The organism is Pseudomonas sp. CC11G, from assembly GCF_056174845.1.
This window is the reverse complement of sequence record NZ_JBWBZC010000003.1, coordinates 173,346-197,151: the sequence shown is the minus strand read 5'-3', so window position 1 is coordinate 197,151 and position 23,806 is coordinate 173,346. Positions and strand designations below refer to the sequence as shown.

The window sequence follows — 23,806 nt, the reverse complement described above, 5'->3', positions numbered from 1 at the left end:
CCATGAACGACCACGAGTAGTTCACAATTGACGTGCCGACCGACAATGCCTGTTGTGGAAAGTTCCCGACAGCGAGGTCGTCATGGTTAAGCGTAATTCCCCCCAGCTCCCTGCAGCTCATTCAGTAGCCGCCACAGCGGGATTGCGCTTCCAACCCAACCGCATCACGGCAGCGCTGCTCGCCAGCCTTGGGGTTTTGCCTTCCTGGGCCGTGGCCGACGCCAACACCATCACCGTGCACCAGAGCGGTGGGTCGCCAGACACGCTGACCAGCATCACGGCGGCCGGCGGTACCGTGACCAACATCACCACCGCGACCCAACACGGCAATACCGGGTTCAACTCGTTTGGCCAGTTCGTGGTGGGCAAGGACAACACGGTCAATTTGGTGCTGCCAACCGGGGCGAGCAACCTGGTTAACCTGGTGCACGATGCCCGGGCCGAAATCAATGGCACGCTCAATAGCGTGATGGACGGCAAGCTGGGCGGCAACGTGATCTTCGCCGACCCCCACGGCCTGGTCGTGGGCGCCAGCGGTGTGGTCAACGTCGGGAGCCTGACCGTCTCCACCCCGAGCACGGCGCAAATGCAGACCCTGCTCAATACCGCCAAGAATGGTTCCGCTACCGACGGCGACGCCACGGCCGCCAGCTTGATGGCCGGTGCGTTCAACGGTGGCACCGGCGAGGTGAAAATCCAGGGGCAGGTCAACACCATCGGCTCGATCAACCTGTTTGCAGCCTCGGCGGTAGTTGCCTCTGGCGCCACACTGAAGGGCGGCGTGTCGGCGGCGGATATGGTGTTCGCCAGCACGGTAAACCTGAGCCATTTGTCGATCGGCACCGACGTCAGTCGTGTCAACGGCTCGGTCAAAATCCTCGGTAAAAACGGCGTGGAGGTGAGCGGCGAGCTGGCCGCGCTGATGGCCGACAACAGCGGCGGCAGCGTGCAGATCGCCAGCGCCGACCATGTCAATTTCAACGACAAGGCCCTGGTCAACACCAGCGGCACGGCCGGCAATAACGCCGGCAACGTGATCGTCGAAGCGCCGCATATCAACATGGCCAGCGGCAGCAAAATCAGCACCACGGCCAGCGGCGCCGGCAAGGCAGGGAACATTACCCTGCAAGCCCTGAGCGATATCAGCTGCACCTTCTGCGGTGATGACAACACCACCGCCGCCGATCTGGATGACCTGCCCACCACGCCCAAGGCGATTTTCGCCGGCAGCGCGGGTAGCGCCACCATCGCCCTTGCCAACGGCTCCACCCTGGATGCCAGCCACGCCACCGATGGCACCAAGGCCGGCGCCGTTACCGTGCAGGCCCTGGCCACCGACCAGCAGCTGGCCGGCTGGACCAGCGCGAATGCCAGCATCACCATCGATGGCTTGATCAAAGGCCGCGATATCGTCATCGATGCGCAGAGCAAGGCCATCATCAAACCGCTGTGGGCCAGCAGCCTGCTAAGCCTGGATAACCTGACCGCCTTCGGCACGCTGTACGACTCGCTGAACGCCTACAACCGCGACGACTTCAAGTCGATGCTGGCCGACGATCCGGGCAATTTCAGTGAGCTGTTGGCGCTGCAGGATTTCATCGGCCTGCAAGTGGTCAGCTCCGACGCCAAGGTCACCATCGGCGCCACCGCCGATTTGAAAGCCAGCAATAACCTCAGCCTCACCGCCAGCAGCACTCGGCACATCGACAGCAACATCAACGGCAAAATTGAAGGCATCAACAGCCTGATTCCGTTTGGCTTGGGCGCCACCTACGGCAGCCTCAGTGGCACCACTTCGGTGGAAGTGGCCAGCGGCGCAAAACTCACCGCCGGCAAAAACCTGCTGCTCGAAGCCACCAGCGACAACGTGCTGGACCTGGACACCAAAGCCGTCAACAGCCACGACGCCGGCGGTAGTCCGCTGACCACCATGGGCTTTGCCTTTGGCATGGCCCACAGCGATATCGACACCCACGTAACCGTTAACCGCGGCGCGGTGGTCAATGTCACCGGCGATATCACCGCCCGTTCGGTGGCCGAACAAACCCTGATCAACAACGTGTCGTTCGAGGCCATCGGCCTGGGCGCCAGCGGCGGCCCGGCTATCGCCCTGGCCGATTACAACAGCAGCACCAAGACTCAGTTCAATGCGGCGCTGACCAAGGGCGGCAACCTTAACGTCAGTGCGCTGGACCTTATCTACGAGCAGTCGAATAAATCCGAGGTCAAGGTTGGCAAGGGCTCGCTGAACTTCCTGTTCTCCAAGTTCAGCGACCCGTCCATCAGCTTTATCACGCCGAAAATTACCGACCTGCTGGGCATTGCCCTGGACGATGCGCAGCCCAACAAAGTCAACAAACTGCGCTTTGGCTCGGCGGTCACCCTGACCCAAGCCAACCACACGGCTGAAGCCTTGTTGGGTGCCAGCGGCGGCACTGCCCTGAGCATCGACGTGAGCGGCGATGTGTCGGTGCAGGCCCTGCAATACCAAGCCAGCCTGCGTAACAGCGCCTCCAGCACGATCAACTCCAACGTCAAAGAAAAAGACACCACCGAAAAGTCGGTCAGCGTGGCGCTGGTGTACAGCGAGCTAAACCAGAACACCCGCGCCCTGATCGGCGACAACGTCACGGTCAAGGCCAGCCATATCGGCGTTGGCGCCAAGAACGAACTGCCGATCAACGACAAGGCCGGGTTGGCCTTCACCGGCTTTGACGAGTGGAGCTCCTTGGGCGACGTGTACAGCGGCCTCAAAGACCTGGTGCTGACATTGGCCAGCCCTGGCGACTTGCCCAGCCAGTACGCCAACTCCACCGGTGAGGCCGACAAGCTGAGCCTGGCCGGCGCCGTGTCGGTGATGAAGAACGACATCAATGCCGCCGCCTGGGTCGGCGACAACAGCAGCCTGACCACCAGCGGTACCGGCGCCTGGACCAGCGAGCTGTGGCGCGACCTGGCCAGCGACGGCACGCTGTTGAAAACCTGGACGCTGCAAACCGATAACTGGAGCAACCGTGCGTTGGCCAGCGGCACCAACAACTGGGCCGCGCCGGTCAGCCTGTTGGCGGAAAACCGCGTGGAGCGCCTGGCGGTTGCCGGCAACTTCGGCATCGCCCTGTTCGGTTCCAAGTCGGAGAAAGGCACGGCGGTGGGCGCCGGCCTGAACATCATGCTGCACGACAGTTCGGCCGTTGCCGGTATCGGCGCGGGCACCCAGGTCACTACCCAGGCGCTATCGGTAGCGGCCAAGGAAAAGGACCTGATCATTGGCATCAGTCCGTCCGCCGGCAAGGGCCCAAGTGCTGCGGGCAATGGCTCGCTGGTGCTGGCGCTGCTGGATGAAACCGTCAACGCCTCGATCAACAATGGCGCCACCGTTAAAGCCGATCGGGTGGATGTGGATGCCAAGCACAGCCTGGGGCTGTGGAGTGCCTCGGGTGCCTTGGGCTTCTCGGAAGACACCGGTGTAGGCATTGGCATCGCGGTCAATCAGGTGGACACCGATATACAGGCGCTGATCGGCGACAACCGCCAGTGGCGTGCCCTGACCGGGGCCGGTGCGTTGGGCGTGAAGTCGACCTGGACCGTCGATGAGCTGGATATGCAAGCGCTGTCCGGTGGCCAGAGTGGCGCGTTCTCGCTGGCCGGCGGCGTGGCCCGCACCGACAAGGAAAAGCAGGACTCCGCCACCGCCAATCAGGATGCCGCGGGCGGTGCCACCAGCAAGGCCGAGACTCTGTTGGGCAATCTCAAGGTCGGCGTGCTCAATGTGTGGGCCGAGGCCAAGGCCAAATGGAATTCGGTAAAAAACATCCTCGACGATGATCCGACGCGCACCGGTGATATTCCGGAATCGGCCCTGGCCGCCGCCGGTTCGGCCAGCGTTAACGTGTCGCGGCAGAACACCAAGGCGCGCCTCGCCGATATCGTCCTCGACCCACGCGACCCGACGGCAAAAGGCACCAAGGTCAACGTGCTGGCCTTGAACCAGACCCATCAGTTCGCTGGCTCAGGTGCCGGTGCGCTGACCCTGGCCAAAAACGGCAATCAGTCGCAGACCAGCTCCGCGTTGTCTGGCGCGATTGCCGCCAACATGCTCGCCAACGTCACCACTGCAGAGGTGGCCAACGCCACCCTGAATAACAACGACCTGCTCAAGGTGTATGCCGCCACCGATGGCGACCTGATCGCCATGGGCCTGGGCCTGGCCGTGGCCACCTCGGGTTCGGTGTCCAACGATTCGAAAGCGATTTCCGGCTCGTACGCGCAGTTTAAAAACACCACCCACGCGCAAGTGGTGAACAGCACCATCACCGGCCGCACCAGCGCGCCAAGCACCATTCAAGTGTTGGCCTATGACCGTTCCCGCTCGCTGATTGGCGGCGGCGCATTTGCCGGGGCCAAGGGTGCCGGCGGCAGCGCCTATGGTGCCTCGGTGACCATCGCGTTGCTGGCCAACACCATTAGCGCTGAATGGCTGGGCAGCAGCGCCAGCAAGTTCGCCACCCTTGATGTCGGCGCCTACAGCGCCACACAAACGCTGCTGGCGGCGCTGGGCGTTGCCGGCACTTCGGGCGAAGCGGGCGCGGCATCGATTTTTGCCGGTTACCTGGACAACCAGGTCACCGCGCGCGTCGATGGCTACACGCCAAGCGGCGGCAGCCTGAAAAAATCCAGCCTCACCGGCGGCGCGGTGAATGTGCAGGCACGCAGCGTGTCTGACCTCACAGACCTGGACAGCAAGTTCGACAGCAACGCCGCCGGCACCCTGGCCGGCGCCGACCTGGGCTACGAAGACAGCCTGTCGAGCATTGATGCCAGCGCCACCACCACCGACGGCAAAGATGCCGATAACGACGGCAAGTACGATGGCGCCACCACGTCGCTGTTCGACGGCCATGTGTCGGGCGAAGCGGTATTGGGCATCGCCGGCTCCGTGGCGATTGGCAGCAAAAGTGCCGGCGGCGCGGCGTTCGGCATGATCTACGCCGGTAGCGATTACCTGGCGAGCATGGGCAACGTCACCACTGACCTGTCCGGCGCACTGAAAGTTGAAGCCTTCAACGCCACCGAAGTGGTGGCCGCTGCGGTGGGTTTTGCTGGTTCCGGCAAAGAGAGCTCGCTGGGTTCCGGCACTGCCGTAATTGATCGTGGCACCGTAACCGCGCAGATCCTCGGCACCGCCGGCGCCCCGCTGACCATCAAAGCCAAGACCCTTGATCTGTCGGCGCAAAAAGCCGGTGGTTACTACTCCCTAGCCGGCGCCATCGCCTTTGGCGGTAAAGGTGCGATTGGCGGTGCAGTCGCCATCACCGATATCGAACAAACCGTGTTGGCGCAGCTGGCCTATGTGACCGCCACCCTGGACGGCACCGCCAACATCATTGGCGCGCAGCAAAGCCAGATTCGCAGCGTGGCCGTGGCTGGCGCGGCCGGTTCCGGCGGCACCGCGATCACCGGTTCGGTGAGCTACAACCGCATTGCCGGCGCCACCCAGGCGTTGCTCAGTCAGAGCAATTTCACCGGCAAGGCCCTCAATCTGTATTCCACCCAGCCAGGCCTGAGCAACAGCATCTGGGCGGCGGCGGGCAATGTGTCGCTGTCCGATAGCGGCGCAGCTGTTGGCGCTGCCTTTGCCACCAACCTGCTGACCGGCACACGCAGCGCGACGTTGAAAGACAGCACCGTGAACCTGACCGGTGACCTCAACGTGCAGAGCGGCCTGGACGGCGAAATCTACGGCATCGCCGTCGGTGGCGCCGGGGCCAGCAGCCTGGGGGTGAATATCTCCTCGGTGAACAACGTGATCCAGGGTAAGGATTACGTGGCCATCGAAAACAGCACCGTCACCCAAACCGGCGGTGCCGACCTTAACGTGCAGGCCAGCACCACCGATGGCCTGACCATCGGCTCGCTGGCCGGCGCGGTGACCTACGGCGGCACCGGCTCCTTTGGCGCCGCCTCGGCGGTCAACATCATCAATGCCGACCGCACCGCGCAGATCACCGACTCCACCGTCACCGGTTTCGACCAGGCCACGGTGCGTACTGCGGCCGATCAGGAAATCAACACCATTGCCGTAACAGCCGGTGGCGGCGGCGATGTCGCCGTCAACGGCGCGGTGACCACCAGCGTGCTCAAAGGCACCGAGCGGGCCACCATCGTCGGCAGCACCATTGGCGCCAACTCGCTCGACGTCACCGTCGAAGGCGACCGCACCATCAATGCCCTGGCAGCCACGGTCACCGGTAGCGGTGGTTTGTCGGTGGGCGCAGCCGATGCCAACAGCCTGATCACCGTCACCCGCGAAGCGCGTATCGGCACCAGCACCCTGAACCTGGCCGATGTGTTGAACGTGCAAGCCAAGGGCTCCATGGCCGTGCGTTCGGCGGCGGTCGGTGTGGGCGGCGCAGCCAATGCGGCGGTCGGCGCGTCGGTAGCCGTCAACGTGTTGGACGGCAAAGACCTGGCCACCCTCACCGGCGTTACGTTGACCGGTGCCGACACCGTCAACGTGCTGGTGGAAGAGGGCACTGCCACCGTCAAAACCCTCGCCGGTAACGTGCAGGGCGCGGGCAGCGGCGCGGGCGCAGGTGCTGTGGCCGTTACGCAAATCACCCAGCAACGCCAAGCGCTGATCGAAAACAGCAGCCTGGCCCTGGATACCAACGCCTCCTTCAAGAACATCAAAGTGTCGGCGCTGACCAGCGCGCAAATCGACACCTTGGCCTTGAGCGGCGCGGGCGCAGGCACCGGCGCGGCGGTGTTCTCCAACACCACCAATATCATTGGCGCAGTCACCACGGCAGCCATCGATACCAGTACCGGCAACGCTGATAATATTTTGATCAGCGCCAAAGACACCTCCACCATCAACTCCCTGGCCGGGGGCGCTGTAGGCGCGGGCTCGGTGGCTGTCGGTGTGGCCGCAGCGGTCAACCGCATCACCAACCAGATTGAAGCGCGCCTCTCGGGCAACAAAGACCTGAGCGCCTGGACCGTCAAACAACTGCTGGTGACGGCCGGTTCCGAGGCGAGCATTAACGCCGCGTCGATCTCCGCCGGTTTCTCCGGCACCGCTGCCGTGTCGGCCGGTGTGGCGAGCAACCTGATCAAAACCTCGACCAAAGCGCTGATCAAAGACGGCGCCTTGGTTAAAGCCCAGGAAGACGTGGGCGTACTGGCCAACAACCGCGACATCATCCGCTCCGGCGCGATGGTGGTAGCGGGCAGCGGCAACGCCGCCGTAGCGGGCCTGGTCACCGTCAACCAGATGGAAAGCACCACCGAAGCTGGCATTTCCGGCACAGCGACTCAGGTCGATGCGTTGGGCGGCGGCACCAATGGGCTGTCGGTGGATAACGGCATTCTGACCAATGCCCCGGACGTAAACAGCTGGTCCGACGCGCAGCAATTCAACCCGGTACTGGACCTGAAAACCGGCCTGGAAACTGTGCATGGCCTGGCCGTACGCGCCGGCTCGTTGCAGCAGCTCGGCCAGCTGAGCCTGAGCACCGCCGTATCCCTGGTGCCGATTGCCAGCGCCGCCGTTTCCGGGCTGAGCAACACCAGCCTGGTCAGCGGTTCGACCAGCGCCTATATCGACGGCGCCAAGATCAACCAAGCCAGCGACAACGCCAGCAGCGCCAACGCCGCGCAGCAAGTCAGCGTGGCTGCTTCCAGCCATAGCTTTACCTTTGGCGGCGTATTCAGTGGCGCCGTGTCGCTGGGTGCGGCAGCAGTCGCCGCCGCCATCGACACCGTGATCATGGACCGCAGCACCACCGCGCGTCTGAGCGGTGCCACGGTCAACAGCCGTGGCCAAACCATGGTGCGCGCCAACTCCACGCAAGCGGCCAGCGATATCGTCACCACCCTTGGCGGCGGCATTGTCGGTGTGGCCGGCAGCGGCGGTGTGCTGATTCTCAAGGGCAGCACCCAGGCGCTGGTAAACGCCGGCAGCACACTCAACGTCGGTTCGCTGAAACTTAATTCGACTGCGCTCAATCGCCTGTCGCCGAATGCCGGCACGTTGTCCGGCGGCGCCGTGGGCGTCGGCGCTAGCGTCGGTTACGCCAGCAACCAGAGCCTGGTGCGCGCCTGGATCGGCGACCAAGCCACGCCGACCACCCGCACCAAGATCGCCAGCAGCGGCCAGATCGATGTGGATGCCAGCACCAACACCGGCGTGCGCGCCAACGCCATCAGTGGCTCGGGTGCCGGCGTCGCGGTGGCCGGTTCCACCACAGTGGTCATGCTGGAAAACACCACTGAAGCAGGCGTGGGCTATGCCGATATCGGCACCAGCAGCACCTATGCCGGTGGCCTGAGCATTACCGCCAAAGACCGCCTCGACGCTTTGCTCACTGGCGGCTCGGTTGCCATTGGCGGTTCCTCCGCCGGCGCTGCCGCCAGCGTGTTGGTGGCCAACAGCGCCACCCGTGCGCAGATGCTCAACAGCACTGCTTATCTCGCCAATGCGCTGACCATCGACGCCCAGCGCGAAGTGGATGCGCGCCTGACCACCGTGACCGGCAGCCTGTCGGCCGGCACGTCGTTGGGCGGCAGCATCGGCTTGCTGTTGCTCGGTTCCGGCGTGTTGACCCAGGAAGGCAGCAACCCGCTGGACGAGCTGGATAACGGCGGCAACGGCACCCTGAGCCAGAGCGACAAGCTGAGCTCGCGCGGCAACGCCAACCTCGATTACCAGGCGGTGAATCTGCCGGTCGATGGCAGCCGCGCCACCCTGGTCACCACCAGCAACAGCAGCGACACCGCACGCTTGACCACGGCCACCACCAACGTGGCAGTGAAGTCGCGCCTGCAGAACACCAATTACAAACAGGAAACCGTGGCGCGCATCAGCGCCAGCACGGTGGTCGCCCAGGGCGACAGCAAAGTCACCGCCAGCGACAAACTCTACTCCAGCAACCTGGCCGGCAGCGTAGTGGCCGGCGGTAGCGCGGCGTTCGGTGCCGGTATCGCCTACACCCTATCCAACGCGCGGGTGATCGCTGAAGTAGTGGGCGGCAGCCTCACCACCGGCAGCCTGACCCTCAGCGCCTTGGCGCAGAGCCTGAACAGCTCGCCAGCGGTCAACGTCAAGGCCGTGACCGGCGCCGGTGGCCTGGGCATTGGCCTGGGTGCGGCGGTCGGCGTGGCGGTAGTGAATAACCTGGTCAACGCCAACCTCGCCGGCACCATCGCCAGCACCCGCGAGTTGAAGGCCTCGGCCAGCGACAAGCAGGGTCTTGACGTACAAGCCCTCGGCGTCGCTGCCGGCGGCCTGGGCGGCGCTGGCTTGGTGCTCGGTGTAGCCGCGCACAACAGCACGGTGACCACCGATGTGGCCGCCAGCTCGACCCTGAGCGGCAGCGATGTGTCGCTTTCCAGCAGCTCGCAAGCGCCGGTCACCCTCAAGGCTCAGGGCGCCGCTGGCGGTTTGTTGGTGGGCGTCAACGCTGCCGTGGTCAAGGCCTCGGATATCAGCAGCGCCACCGTCAACGTGGGCAGCAACGCCAAACTGACGGCTACCAACAACCTCAGCCTGACGGCCGAAGCCACGCCACAATTGAACGCCGAAACCCTTAGCGTGGCCCTCGGCGGTGTGGTGTCGGCAGGGGCTTCGGTGATCGATGCACTGGCCAAAGCCAGCAGCAAAGTGGTGTTGGCCAGCGGCACTCAGCTGCAAGGGAAAAGCGCCACCCTCAGCAGTCAGATCACCCAGAACGGCAGCAACCACACCGTCAATGTGCACGGCCTGGGCGTTAGCGGTGGCTTGGGCGTCTCCGCCAACGCGGTGGTTGCCACCGCCCGCAACGAAAGCACCAGCCTGGTTCAGAGCGATGCCAGCAGCCAGTTCATCGGTTTGAGCGGCGGCAACTGGACCTTCAGCGCCGGCCGCGACGTCAGCCAGCGTGCTGCTGCCGAAGGCTATGCCGCCGGCTACTACGCGGTCGGCGCCACGGTAGCCAATGCCAGCGCCAGCGGTTCTACCCAAGCACTGGTGAATGGTCGTTTCAGCGGCAATATGGGCACCCTGACGGTCAGCGCTACCGGGGTGGTGGATAACCTCGCTACCGCCGTCTCTGGCCAGGGTGGCTTGATCAGTGGCGCCGCCGCGGTGGCCACCACCAGCGACAGCAGCACCACCAAAGCCAGCCTGTATGCCCGCGGTAAAGACGACACGGTCGCCAACCGCGATTCGCTGTTCCAGAAAGTGCTCCTCAGTGCCCTGCACCAGAGCAACTTCAACGCCTTCGTCGACAGCATCAATGCGTCGCTGGTTGGCGCCAGCGGTGCCCATGCCGGCAACAGCCTGAACCTGACCACCAGCACCGAGTTGGTGGGTGGTTCGCGTATCAATGCCTATGCCTATGAGCAAAGCGCCAAGGCGCTGGTGACCAAAGCGCAAAGCAGCGACTACAACGTCAAATCCGGTTCCGGTGGCGTGGTCGATGCCGCCGCTGGTCAGAGCATTTCCACCATCGCCCTGGATACCCAGAGCCTGATCGGCGCGGCGTCTTACCTGCACCTGATCGGCGATTTCCGGGTGCCGGTGAATATGCTGATCAGCGCCTACAACAAGGTCACCGCTTACGACAAAGTGCGCCTGGACAGCGGCGGCGCCATCGCCATTGCCCTGGCCAAGTCGCAGGTCGATGTGACCAAGGCCAACGCCAAGGTCAGCGTCGGCGCCAATGCCGACATGATGAGCATCGGCGATATCGTGTTGAGCGGCAGCGGCGACTACCTGATCGACACCGCCGTCACCGCCAAGACCTGGGGCCTGGCCGGTGCGGCGCAGGGCAACAGCCTGGCGCGGGTCAACGCCAATTACGATGTGGTGCTGGGCAGCAATTCCACCCTGTTGGGCTACGGCGACATTCGCCTGTACGCCGGGCAAACCGTCAGCGGCTCGGCCAACCAGGCCACCCTGACCGCCCGCACCGACCTGTGGAACAACACCGCCTTCCCGGTTTCCACCAAACCGAATGCCGATGCCACCTACACCCGTAACAGCAACATCAACGTGGCGACCGGCAGCCAGGTCAACAGCGTTGGCGATGTGTTTGCGTATGCCGACAAAGGCTGGGGCAATCTGCTCGGCAAAGGCGTGGCCAAAGACCTCTACACCGAGGCGCTGAGCGCGCTCGGCTTGTCGGTAGAGATCGAATCGGGCAGCGCCACCAACACCTCGCTGGGTGTGGTGCGTGTGGATGGCGCGTTGAACTCCGGTTACTACAACAAGCGTTCGGTGGTGATCGAAGGCCTGGACTACAAGCTCAATGGTGTTAGCAAAACCCTGGCCCAACTGGCCGCGATGACCCTGAGTGACAGTGACTCGATCACCATCACGCCGAAGGTCACCACCAGCGACACCAATATCACCTACCACATGGAGACCGGCACCTACTCGCAGTACATCACCGTACGCCTGGATCAGTTGGCCAAACAGTTGGCGGACTACGGTTTGTCGCCTGTGGAACGCACCGCCATGACGGCCGAGCAGACCATTCTGCGCAAGGCCCTAGATGCGCTGTATACCGAGATGGGCGGTGACACCAGCACCGGCGCCACGGTCGCCAAGGACCAGGACATCAATATCTTTGTCCTCGACCCGATCCTGGCAAAACCGGGCAATGTGCTGGTGACCGGCGATGCCCTGATTGGTAACGGCACGCTCAACGCCCCAGGCGATGCGCAGATCACCGTGACCAACAACAGCTCGGCATTCCTGCGCATTCTCGGCCTCGAAGTGCCGTTCCGCGAAGGCGGCCAGTTGCTGTTCAACGATGCGTCGATGAGCACGGTCTCGGCGATCAACACGGCCAACTCCAGCGCCTACAAGAACCAGGCGGGCTTCTCCAAGGTGACGGTGTCGGCGACCTCGCCGGACCCGGTGATTTCGGTGGTCAACAACTACAACCCGTCCACCGGTGTGACCGGTGCGGACGGCCTGCGCGCACCGGCGCCCGATATCTATGTCGATGGGCGCATCTTCAACCAGCGCGGTCTGGTCAGCGTCGAAGCCAAGTACGGCAGCATCTACGCCAACTACGATATCCGCGGCAAAACCCTGGCAATCACTGCCGGCCGCGACTTCGTGCTGAACTCGGCGAACCCGTTCTTCCACGTGGGTGGCGACCCGGCCACCAACTACGTCACCGCTGCCGACGGCAAGATGACCCTAACCGCGCCAGCGGTGGGCTCGGGCACCGTGGTCGGTAACAACGTGGTGATCACCGCGCAGTACCTGAACATCAATGGCCTGATCCAGAGCGGCGTGCCGGTGTGGACCGTGACCATCGATAACAGCACCGCGCTGACCAACACCATCACGGCGGGGCAGGCGGCCTATGACGCCAAGACAGGCCCGTCGTTCGTGGTGCTGAAAAGCCGCAACGTGCGCACCGGCGAGTTGGGTTACGGCTACGACTTCAGCACCAAGAGCATCGTGCTCGACTCGGTGGAAGTGGCTGGCGGTTACATGGAGCTCACCGGCTACATCATGAGCACCGGCAACGGCCAGTTGAACGTGCTCGACGGCTACAGCCAGGTGCAGATCAAGAACAACACCGGCTATCAGATCGGCCTCAGCCAGATCGACCTCGGCGCTGGCACCGAAGGCACCTTGCGCCTCAACGACGTGCGCCGCGACAGCAGCGGCAACCAGTACGTCTGGTCGTCGATCTACACCCGCGACCTCAACGCCGCCAGCGGCCTGTACAACATCATGCTGCGCCAGGGCTTGAGCACCGAAGTGCTGACCAAGGCCAACGTGCGCATCACCGATGGCCGCACCACCACCTACACCCCGGTCAACGATCGCACCTACACCTGGCTGACCGGCCAGGACAGTACCGAGACCACGATCAGCAAGTATTACAAGGACAGCTTCTGGGGCGCCTTCAAGGTAGGCGAGGGCACGCTGTATGGCCCACCGATCGTGAAAACCTCGGCCGAGCGCCCGATTGATGGCGCCGAGTACATGGGCAGCGATGGTTCGGTGGCCTCTGGCGAAGTGAAAAAAACCACCGAGAAATTCGACGACGGTTCGGACCCGCGTACCTCTACCAACAGCTGGACCACGTGCGAGAAGAAATTCATCTGGTGCCAGGTCAAACGCAGTTGGATGGAGACCACGGTCGCCCAAGGCAAGACCATCATCAACCGCTTTACCGTGGCCGCCGATAACCCGATCAATATCCAGTTCACCGGTTCCGACACCGGCCTGATCAACGTCAATTCGCAAGGCAACGTCGTGCTGCTGGGTTCGCTGTTCAACCAGAACGGCAACACCACCATCCAAACCAACGGCGCGCTGATTCAAAGCGCCGCCGGCGCTGTGGTGCAGGCCAAGAACCTGACCATCGACGCCAACACCGGCATCGGTAGCGCGGCCCAGGCCGTGGTGGTGCAGGTGAGTGGTTTGTTGTCGGCCAAGTCGGTGAAAGGCGACGTGGTGTTCAGCGGCCGTAACGGCGGCTTGAACATCAGCCGCATGGACGCCCTCGCTGGCAACCTGAGCATCAAGGCCCAGGGCGATATCACCACCTCGGGCGGCGCGGTATTGCGCGGCCATGGCGTGACCCTGATTTCCACCCACGGTTCGGTGGGCAGCAGTGGCGCGCTGGTAAATATCGATACCAATACCGACAACGGCGCCATCACCGGCTCGCCGGCGAGCTTCAACGCCAGTTCGGTAGGCGGTGTGTTCGTCAATGAAACCAGCGGCGATCTGCTGGTGGACCAGGTGATTACCGGCGGCGATGTGCACCTCAAGGTGGCCAACGGCGACATCCTCGACGGCAACACGTCGCTGTCCTATGACGAGCGTGATCTGACCAAGCTGCGCGCGCTGTGGGCCGACATGGGCCTGACCGGTGCCGAAGCGGATGCCGCTCTGGTGGCGCAGAAAACGCAACTGATCAAAGCCGGCCAAGCCAGCTACGAGCGCTACTGGAACCTGCGCAACGGCCAGGTGTTCGACCTCGACCAGGTGGCGTTCAGCAGCGACCAGGTGGCGCAGATGCAAGGCCTGGGCTTGAACGCCACGCAGATCGCCGCCGAGCAGACGCGGGTGAACGCGGACTACCTGGCGCTGCACGACCAGTTTGGCGGCGCGGTCTACGACAGCAACTTCCACTACAGCTTGTCCGCCACCGAAACCGCAGCCTTGGACAAGACCGCCAAGTGGAGCGAAGACCAGCTGCGTTATTCGCTGTCTTCGGCCCTGGTCAACCGTGGCACCGACACCCAGGTGAAGGTGGAGAAATTCAACATCCAGGGCGCCAACGTCACCCTCGAAGCCAACCGGGTCGGCAAGGTATTGGCCAACGATGTGCTGGTGGACCTCAACGTTGGCGTCGCCAACCTGAGCCAGGCGCAACTGGCGGCTCTGGGCGGTGCGGAACTCGACGATGTGTATGTCGATGACCCCAGCCAGCCGAACAAGCTGCGCATCGTGCAGCGCGACGACATCAACGTCAGTGCCAGCGGCACCATAAGCGTCACCGCCGCGCACGACGTGTACCTGGGCGGTACTCAGGACTTCAATATCTACAACGTGCAGGGCGACACCGTCCGCATCAAGACCGATGGCAACATCGAAAGCGCCCGTGGCAGCGCTGTGGTAATCACCGGTAGCGACGTGGTACTGGAATCCTCGGGCGGCAATATCGGCGGCAAGGGCAGCCTGAATATCAATGTCAGCGGCGACCTGACCGCCCGTGCGGCCAAGGCCATCAACCTGACCCAAGCCGGCAACCTGAGCATCCAGCGCCTGACCACCGGCACCGGCGCACTGACCCTGAATGTCGGCGGCAATCTGACGGGCGCCGGTCTGTCTGGCGAGCACCTGCTGGCCGGTGGCGATATCAATCTGAAGGTTGGCGGCAATGCCGGTTCAGCCAGCCAGCGCATCCAGCTCAACAGCCAGACCGACAAGATCGATCTGGACGTGGATGGCAACGCCTATGTCGGCGGCCTGCAAGGCGCCAACCCGCAGCCGGGCGGCCTGAATATCCGCACCGCCAGCGTCGATGGCCTGCTGGATATCGGCCAGGCCAATAACGTGGTGCAGAGCGGCAACTGGACCCTCGGCTCCTTGCTGATGGACCTGGGCAACAGCTGGACCATGGGCACTGGCAATAGCGTGACTGCGGTTTCCAGTCTGCAAGCCAGCCTGGGCGGTAATGCCAACCTCGGCGCGCTGACCGTCACCGCTGCGAGCGGCAACCTTGGCCTCACCGGCAAAACCCTGCAAAGCAACGCCGACGGCGTGCTGTGGCAGGCCAACGCGGTAAGCCTGACCAGCAACGGCACACCCACCGCCAGCGGCGATATCGGCGCGGCCAGTCGTTACCTGCGGGTGCAGGGCAAAGACGTCACTGTCAGCGCCAGCGGCCAACTGTTCCTCGAACTGGCGGCCGGCGTTACCAGCGGAAGCCTGGTCAGCCATGGCAACCTCACCCTGCAAAGCCTCGGCGATCTGACCCTGGCCAAGGTGCAAAGCCAAACCGGCGCCGTGCAATTGCGTGGCCTTGGCGTGCTGAAGATTGGTGAGCTGTTGGCCTACAACAACATCGACGTCAACGGCAGCGGCTTTAGCCTGGCAACCACCACTGTCGGCAGCGACCACGGCAATCTGCTGATGGATATCGGCGGGGCATTCAGCGCCGACACGGTCAGCGCCGTCGACGGCCTGTGGAGCCTGAAAGCAGCCAGCGCCGACATCGGTGCGGCGACGGTGGGCACCACCGGTGTGGGCCATAACGTGGGCATGACGCTGACCGGCGACCTGTCCCTGGACAGCCTTACCAGCAATGGCACCTGGACCCTCAACGCGGTCAACGCCAGCATTGGCAACGCCATTATCAAAGGCCAGGTGGACACCACCCTGCGCGGTGATCTGCAAAAGCTCGACCTGCTTGAAGGTCAGGCGGCTTGGAACCTCAAGGCGGTAAACGCCACTATCGACACCGCGAACATCACCGATACCGCCGACCTGAACGTGCACGACGACCTGAAACTGGCGTCGTTGACCAGCGGTAATAACGCCACGCTGTTCATTGGCAGCGGTTCGGATATCGGTGCGCTGCACGTGACTGGCGACCTCAACCTGAACGTGGACGGCGTACTTGATCTGGACTCGGCGACCAGCACCGGTAAAACCGTGCTGCATCACCGTGGCTTGGCCGGCACGGCGCTGCGTTATGGCGATCTGGATGTGGGCGGCACCCTCGATGTCAACGGTTTGGGTAACTGGACCGGTCACAACGCTACCGCCGTTGGCGATGTCACGTACGAGGTGGGCAGTGCCGATCTGCATGCGTTGACCAGCACCACCGGCAAGCTGTCGCTAAAAGCCGTGGGCCTGTTTGCCGCCGATGCGCTGGACAGCGATGCCAGCCTTATCGACCTGCAGGCCGGTTCGGCCGACCTCGGTGTGGTCAATGCCTTTACCACCCTGACCAGCTTGACCAATGGCGACCTGACGATCGCCAAGGGCTACAGCAATGGTGATATGAAGCTCACCACCAAGCCGGGCTCGCTGGGCACTATCCGCTTTGGCGTGTTGGCTGACCCGCTCGATCCGACCGTGCTCGATGCCAATAACTGGCACCTGAAAACGGCCGAGAACCTCTACGTTGAAACCGATGGCGATGTGTTTGGCGGCAACGCCGAAGCCAACAAGCAACTGGTGATCAAAGGTCGCAATCTGTTCTTCGGCCGCGTGCAGAGCCTGGATGAAGATGTGTTCCTGCAAAGCACCGGCGATATGAATGCGGGCCAAGGCAACATCACCGGCTTGAAGGTGGAAGCGAAGAACGATGTCGGCATCATCGCCAGTGGTGATTTGTCGATGCCGGAGGTGAAGTTCGGTGGCCGGTACTCGCTGGAGGCCGGTCGCGATCTGACGGTAGGCGTTGGCGGTAACCTTAACCTCAAAGGCGATGCGAAAGCCGGGCGTGATCTGAGCTTTATCATCGGCGGCTCGGTGGACCTCAACAGCGTTACCGCAGGGCGGCATATCAGCATCACCTCGGGCCAAGGTATCAACATCAGCAACAGCGTCACGGCGGGCGGTGCGATCAACATGTCCGCTGCACATGGCGATATCACGGTTGGCCAGGGCATCGTGTCCACCGGCCTGCCATTCGGCACCGAAGTGTTGACCGGCAATGTCGTGCTGAACGCCTCGGGCAATATCACCACACCGTTGATTGCGGCCGGCAAAGGCCATATCAGTGCGGTGGCGGGCAACGAGATGCGCGTCAACGACCTGGCCTCCAGCAGCTTTATCGACCTGCTGGCCCGTGGCCTGATCGAAGTGAAAGGCACCAGCAGCAGCGTCGGCAACCAGACCTGGCGCTCGACCGATGACAGCATCTTCTTCGACCGCCTGGTAGCCGGCGGCCAAGTGCTGCTCGACAGCCTGACCAATACCCAGGGCCGCGAACTGGCTTCGGACGGAGACGCCCGTATCAACGCCGGCTGGCGCAATGGCGTGGCAACCACGGCCAGCATTCTGCTGACCAAGGCCACTGCGCCAAACCTGAGCCTATTCTCCGGCGATTTAATTCGCGTAGCCGATGCCAACATCGGCAACAGCGTGGATCTGCACGGTGCCGATATCGAGCTGTACGGTCGCCACACCGGCGCAGGGCAACTCAATCTGTGGGTAGAAGGTTCGGGGGCGACCAACGCCAACCGTTTTGTCACCAAGCTGACCGCGGCCGATATCGTGTCGCAGCACCTGCATGCGGTGGACAGCACCATCACCACCAGTGGCGACAAAGTCGATTTGCGCGATGCCTCGGGCGTGGACTTCCTCAAGCTCTACACCTCGGCCGCCGCCGTGCTGATGGACAACCTGACGCCGCTGTACCAACCGGACGCCGACGTGCAGCTGTATGAGCTGGATAAAGCCTTCCAGTTGAAACAAGTGGCCAACACCACGACCACCGACGCCTACGTGCTGCACCGCAAGTACACGCACCTGGTGCTGTTGACCAACTTCAGCGAGACCCACGCCGCCACGCCGGCAGAAACCGGTGTGGTCACCCAGCGCACCACCGCGGCCAGCTTCAGTGAAGGGCAGATGTCCCGTGGTTTGGCGCTGCAACGCCTGGCGTCGATTCTGAATAACTTCCAGGCCGGCAAAGCGCCGGAAACCGCCTGGAAGCCGAACTGGAGCCAGATGCGTATGGACACGCGCATGAACATGAATGACAGCCAGCAACCGCAATACAGCGTCGTGCCCGGCCAAGACGATATGGACGGAGCGGCCAAGTGGGATCTGTAAACAAGCGGTTCAGCAACAGCGGTTTGGCAGTGGCGTTAATGGTAAGTGCAGCGGTGGTCCAGGCGGCCACCTTGCCCAGCGGCGTGCCGGCCGGGATTCCCGGGCAGATCGACCCGACCCTGCAGCGTCAGCAGATCGAGCGTATTCAGCAGCAGCGCACCGACGAAGAGCGCGCCAACCGCACCCAGGTGCCGGCGCTGCGCGGTGAGATGCCGGATAACCAGGTGCTGCCCGAACAAGGTGAGCAATTCCAGCTCAGCGGCATCAGCTTCAACGTCTCGATGTTTTTGCCCAAGGACAAGCTGGAAGAAATCGCCCGCCAGTACGTCGGCAAGCCGGTCAGCTTTGCCGACCTCAATGCCCTGCTGCGCGAGGTGAACGCCCTGTACGAAAGCCAGGGCCAGCTCACCGCACGGGCCATCATCCCGCCGCAGGACCTGGAAAACGGCGTGCTGAAAGTGGTGCTGGTGGAAGCCAAGGTCGACGAGGTGAAGTGGCAGGACCGCAAAAATGTCGACGAAGATTTTTATCAGGACCGTCTGAGCGTCAGCAAAGGCGAAACCCTCGACAGCACCGCGCTGATGACCTCGATTCAACGCTTCAATGCCACCACGCCGGGCCCGCAAGTGAGCGCCGCGTTAGCGCCGGGGCAAACCTTCGGCACCACGAGGGTGGACCTGCAAGCATTCGAGCCGGACCCGTGGCAGTGGTCGTTGTTCGTCAACAACTACGGCACCGAAAGCACCGGTCGCGAGCAGTACGGCGGCACGCTCAACTGGTTCTCGCCGACCGGCGTGGCCGATGCCTTGAGCGCCGTGGTGGTGGCTACCGACGGCTCGCAGTACGGCAGCTTGCGCTACAGCCGGCCGGTGAACCGCTACAACGGCGTGGTGTATGTGGAGGCGGGGGCCAACACCCTGCAAATCCAGACCGGCCCGCTGGCCGCGCTGGATATCGAAGGCGACTCGCAAACCTACGGCGTGGGCTACGACCACCCTTACTGGGTGGACGAGCATTGGCAGTGGCTCGGTGGCGTGGGCTACAACCACCAGGAATCGGAAACCACCATCGAAGGGCTGACGCTCAGCGAAACCAGCGCTGACGAAATGCTGCTCAAAGCCCAGGTGGAATACCGCGATTCGCCTTGGTACGTGCGCTACGAACAGCGCCTGCGCCAAGCCAATACCGACAACCAGACCACCGGCGATAGCGGCAGCTACCAGTTGTTGAACGGCAGCGCCTACGTAAGCCGCAATGTGGGTCAGGAATTTCTGATAGTGGGCCGCTTCGGTTGGCAGTACGCCAGTGATACTGAGACCCTGCCGTCCACTTTGCTATACCAGTTTGGTGGTATCAGCAGTGTGCGCGGTTACGAACCGGGGGTGATCGCCTCGCCGCAAGGCATGACGCTCAACCTGGAGAGTTACTGGAACCTCAGCGAACGTTGGCAGCCATTTGTGTTTTTTGACTATGGCCGCGCTATGGAACTGGGCACCGCTGACGTCGACCTGCAAAGCGTCGGCGCCGGGCTCAACTTTAACTGGGGCAAGCATTTGAGTATCAGCCTGATCGCAGCCAATACCCTCAAGGATGTGGTGGCAGACCAGGACAGCGGCCAAGTTATGGCCCAGATCGTTATTCGTTAAGCCGAATTTTCAGGAGTTTCTACATGACCACCTTGTTGCTTTACAAAGAAATCAAAGCGCTGAACCGCGACGAGCACAAAACCCTCAAGCTCGCCGGCCTCAACAACAGCGAATTCGCGGCCAGCACCCACCTGGTGCCCCTGGCCGGTCTGGAATTTTTCCAGGCAGCCCGTCACTACCCGATCGTGTTTATCGGCGAAGGCGAAAGCGCCATGCCGATCGCCTTGCTGGGCCTGAAAGAAGGCCACAACGGCTACGTCGGCGCTAACCAGCAATGGGCCGAGAACACCTACATTCCTGCCTTCGTGCGTCGCTACCCGTTTGTGCTGGCACAAGACGGCGCGGAAAACTTCACCGTGTGCTTCGACTCCGCCTACGCAGGCTGGAACGAAACCGAAGGCCGTGAACTGTTCACCGAAGAAGGCCAGAACAGCGAATTTCTCGAAGAGATGATTCAGTTCCTGCAGAACTTCACCGCCGAAATGGAACGCACCCGCCGCTTCGTCGCCAAACTCAACGAGCTGGAACTGCTGGCACCCCGCAGCCTGAAACTGACCCACACCAGCGGCGAATCGTTTGTGCTGAGCGACTTTTTGGCCATCGACGAAGAGAAATTCCTCGCCCTGGCCGACGAGCACGTGCTGGACCTGCACCGCTCGGGCTTCCTCGGCTGGATCTACGCGCACCTGACCTCGTTGGGTAACGCCAACCAGTTGTTTGCGCATTACCTGGCGAAGAAGGCTGGGGAAGAGACCAAGCATTGATTGATGCTTGAGGCATAAAAAAACCGGGCGCATGGCCCGGTTTTTTTATGCACGGTTTGATCAGTCCAGACCGGTAGGTTGGGTTGAGCCGAAGGCGAAGCCCAACATTGGCCCGATCAATCCAGAATAACGATGCTCTCGCCCGTCATTTCTTCCGGCTTAGGCAACCCCATCAACGCCAGCATGGTCGGTGCCACATCGGCCAACACGCCGCCGTCACGAATCTTCAGTGCGCGTTTGCCGACGTAGATAAACGGCACGGGCTCGCAGGTGTGCGCGGTGTGGGCTTGGCCGGTACTTTCGTCTTCCATTTGTTCCACGTTGCCGTGGTCGGCGGTGATCAGCGCTTCGCCGCCGACCTTGTCCAGCGCGGCGACGATACGGCCCACGCATTCGTCCAGGCATTCAACGGCTTTTACCGCGGCCGAGAACACGCCGGTGTGGCCGACCATATCGCCGTTGGCGTAATTGACGACGATGACGTCGTAGCGCTGTTGCTCGATGGCTTCGACGATACGGTCGGTGACGATCGGCGCGTTCATTTCCGGCTGCAGGTCGTACGTGGCGACTTTCGGCGACGGAATCAGAATGCGTTCTTCGCCTTCGAACGGATCTTCACGGCCGCCCGAGAAGAAGAAGGTGACGTGGGCGTATTTCTCGGTTTCGGCAATGCGCAGCTGGGTTTTGCCGTTTTTCGCCAGGTATTCGCCGAGCACGTTGTTCAAGCTGCTGGCGGCGAAGGCGATGGGCGCTTTGATGCTGGCAGCGTACTGGGTGAGCATCACGAAGTCGGCGAGCTTGGGGGCACGAGCGCGGGCGAAGTCGGCGAAGTCGGGTTCGACGAAGGCACGGGTCAGTTCACGGGCGCGGTCGGCGCGGAAGTTCATGAAAATAACGGCGTCGCCGTCTTCGACCTTGGCGGGGGCGCCAATGCGGGTGGCTTTGACGAATTCGTCGCTCTCGCCACGGGCGTAGGCGGCTTCGAGGGCGGCCTGGGCGGTGTCGGCTGCGAACTCGGCTTTGCTGTCGACGATCAGGCTGTAGGCCTGCTCAACGCGGTCCCAGCGGTTGTCGCGGTCCATGGCGAAGTAGCGGCCGATGATGGTCGCCGTGCGGCCTTTGCCGAGTTTGGCGAAGGTGTCGTCCAGCAGTTGCAAGGATGGCTGGGCGCTTTTCGGCGGGGTGTCGCGGCCGTCGAGGAAGGCGTGCAAGTAGATGTTTTCGGCGCCCCGTTGCGCGGCCAGTTCGGCCATGGCGACCAGGTGGTCCTGGTGGCTGTGCACGCCGCCGTCGGACAGCAGGCCGAGGGTGTGCACGGCCTTGCCGGCGCTTACGGCTTTATCGACGGCAGTCACGATGGCCGGATTGCTGAAGAACTCGCCGTCGCGGATGGCTTTGGTCACCCGGGTGAAGTCCTGATACACCACGCGGCCGGCGCCGAGGTTCATGTGGCCGACTTCGGAGTTGCCCATCTGCCCGTCGGGCAGGCCCACGTCCATGCCGCTGCCGGAGATCAGCCCGTTGGGCTGAGTGGCGCGCAGGTGGTCGTAGACAGGGGTGTTGGCGGCAAAGATGGCGTTGGATTCGGGGCTGTCACTGTGACCGAAGCCATCGAGGATGATTAGCACCAGTGGTTTTGGCGTGGCAGTCATTATCCGGCTCGCTTTTGGCAATGGGAGATCGAGGTTTTACCTGCAGAAAACGCGGCGAAGGAATGTTCACCCGCGTATTAGTTTTCCTACAGGCATAAAAGGTTCGGCATTTTAAAGCGAAGTTAGGTCTGCGTCACCGCTGGACGGGGTTTGGCCGCCCTTGGGGGCTGTGTATACTGGCCGACATTTTGCCGTTCTGGAACTTATTGATGCTCGCTCACCTGATTGAATTTGCTACTAACCACTATGTGCTCAGCGGTATTTTCGCAGTGCTGCTGGCAGCGCTGATCTTCACCGAGTTGAGCAAAGGTGGCGCCAGCCTCAGCACCCGCGAGCTGGTGGCTCTGGTCAACCGCGACGAGGGCATCGTGCTCGACGTGCGCTCGCACAAAGACTTCGCCACCGGGCATATCGTCGGTGCGCTGAACATTCCCCACGACAAGGTGATCGAGCGCGTTGCCGAGCTGGAAAAATTCAAGGCCAAAACCATCATCGTGGTCGACGCCCTGGGCCAGCATGCCGGTAGCATCAGCCGCGAACTGAAGAAACTCGGCTTTAACGCCGCCAAGCTGTCTGGTGGGATTTCCAGCTGGCGCGGCGAAAACCTGCCAGTGGTGAAGTGATATGCCTGCCGTAGTCGTTTATTCCAGCGCCTGGTGCCCGTACTGCATTCGCGCCAAACAATTGCTCACCAACAAAGGTGTGGCGTTCGAGGAAATCAGCGTCGACGGCAAGCCCGATGTCCGCGCTGAAATGACCCGCAAAGCTCGTGCTACGTCGGTGCCGCAAATCTGGATCGGCACTACCCACGTGGGCGGCTGCGATGACCTGTATGCCCTGGAGCGCGCCGGCAAGTTGGACGCGCTGCTCAAGGCCTAGGTTTTTAACCCTTACTAGCTTGTAAGCATTTATCGATAAGAAGGTTTTGCACATGACTGATCAAGTGACCAACGAAGGCGCTGCTCAAGGCGCTGAAAACCCACAATTCTCCCTGCAACGTATCTACGTGCGCGACCTGTCGTTCGAAGCACCGAAAAGCCCGGAAATCTTCCGTCAGGAATGGGCGCCAAGCGTTGCCATGGACCTCAATACCCGTCAGAAAGCCCTGGAAGGCGACTTCCATGAAGTGGTTCTGACCCTGTCGGTTACCGTTAAAACCGGCGAAGAAACCGCCTTTATCGCTGAAGTTCAGCAAGCCGGTATCTTCCTGATCAAGGGCCTGGACGCGGCGTCCATGAGCCACACCCTCGGCGCGTTCTGCCCGAACATTCTGTTCCCGTATGCCCGCGAAACCTTGGACAGCCTGGTTGTGCGTGGCTCGTTCCCGGCATTGATGCTGGCTCCGGTGAACTTCGATGCGCTGTACGCTCAGGAGCTGGCGCGTATCCAGTCCGAAGGCGCGGGTGCTGCTCAGCACTAAGTGTTGCGGCAAAC

General features: G+C 62.5%; 7 protein-coding genes. 6 read left to right on the top strand and 1 reads right to left on the bottom strand.

Going from position 1 to position 23,806, the window contains the following annotated elements; genetic code table 11:
- The first annotated feature begins 142 nt into the window (after nt 1-142).
- The 3 genes from AC0V2S_RS05530 to AC0V2S_RS05520 are packed head-to-tail and all read left to right on the top strand — an operon-like array spanning nt 143 to nt 20,720.
- Nucleotides 143-18,310, top strand: a complete 18,168-nt coding sequence (locus AC0V2S_RS05530; RefSeq protein WP_475508853.1) for a leukotoxin LktA family filamentous adhesin — start codon at nt 143-145, stop codon at nt 18,308-18,310.
- On the top strand, nt 18,298-19,956 hold the full coding sequence (locus AC0V2S_RS05525) for a ShlB/FhaC/HecB family hemolysin secretion/activation protein (protein WP_475508852.1): 1,659 nt from the start codon (nt 18,298-18,300) through the stop codon (nt 19,954-19,956). The genes AC0V2S_RS05530 and AC0V2S_RS05525 overlap by 13 nt, the downstream gene beginning before the upstream one ends.
- Nucleotides 19,957-19,979: 23 nt before the next feature.
- On the top strand, nt 19,980-20,720 hold the full coding sequence (locus AC0V2S_RS05520; protein ID WP_475508851.1) for a SapC family protein: 741 nt from the start codon (nt 19,980-19,982) through the stop codon (nt 20,718-20,720).
- 116 nt (nt 20,721-20,836) lie between these two features.
- Here AC0V2S_RS05520 and gpmI read toward each other — a convergent pair whose 3' ends face one another.
- Nucleotides 20,837-22,372, bottom strand: a complete 1,536-nt coding sequence (gene gpmI / locus AC0V2S_RS05515) for a 2,3-bisphosphoglycerate-independent phosphoglycerate mutase (RefSeq protein ID WP_475508850.1) — start codon at nt 22,370-22,372, stop codon at nt 20,837-20,839.
- Between the two features lie 209 nt (nt 22,373-22,581).
- Here gpmI and AC0V2S_RS05510 point away from each other — a divergent pair, with 209 nt between their 5' ends.
- Genes AC0V2S_RS05510 through secB form a run of 3 tightly spaced genes read left to right on the top strand, consistent with a single transcriptional unit; the run spans nt 22,582 to nt 23,792 of the window.
- Nucleotides 22,582-22,995 carry a rhodanese-like domain-containing protein gene (locus AC0V2S_RS05510; protein ID WP_475508849.1) on the top strand — a complete coding sequence of 138 codons (414 nt, stop codon included), beginning with the start codon at nt 22,582-22,584 and terminating at the stop codon, nt 22,993-22,995.
- Between the two features lies 1 nt (nt 22,996).
- Nucleotides 22,997-23,251 carry a glutaredoxin 3 gene (gene grxC / locus AC0V2S_RS05505; protein WP_475508848.1) on the top strand — a complete coding sequence of 85 codons (255 nt, stop codon included), beginning with the start codon at nt 22,997-22,999 and terminating at the stop codon, nt 23,249-23,251.
- A gap of 52 nt (nt 23,252-23,303) precedes the next feature.
- Nucleotides 23,304-23,792, top strand: coding sequence for a protein-export chaperone SecB (secB, locus tag AC0V2S_RS05500; RefSeq protein ID WP_475508847.1), 489 nt, complete (start codon nt 23,304-23,306; stop codon nt 23,790-23,792).
- Nucleotides 23,793-23,806: the final 14 nt, after the last annotated feature.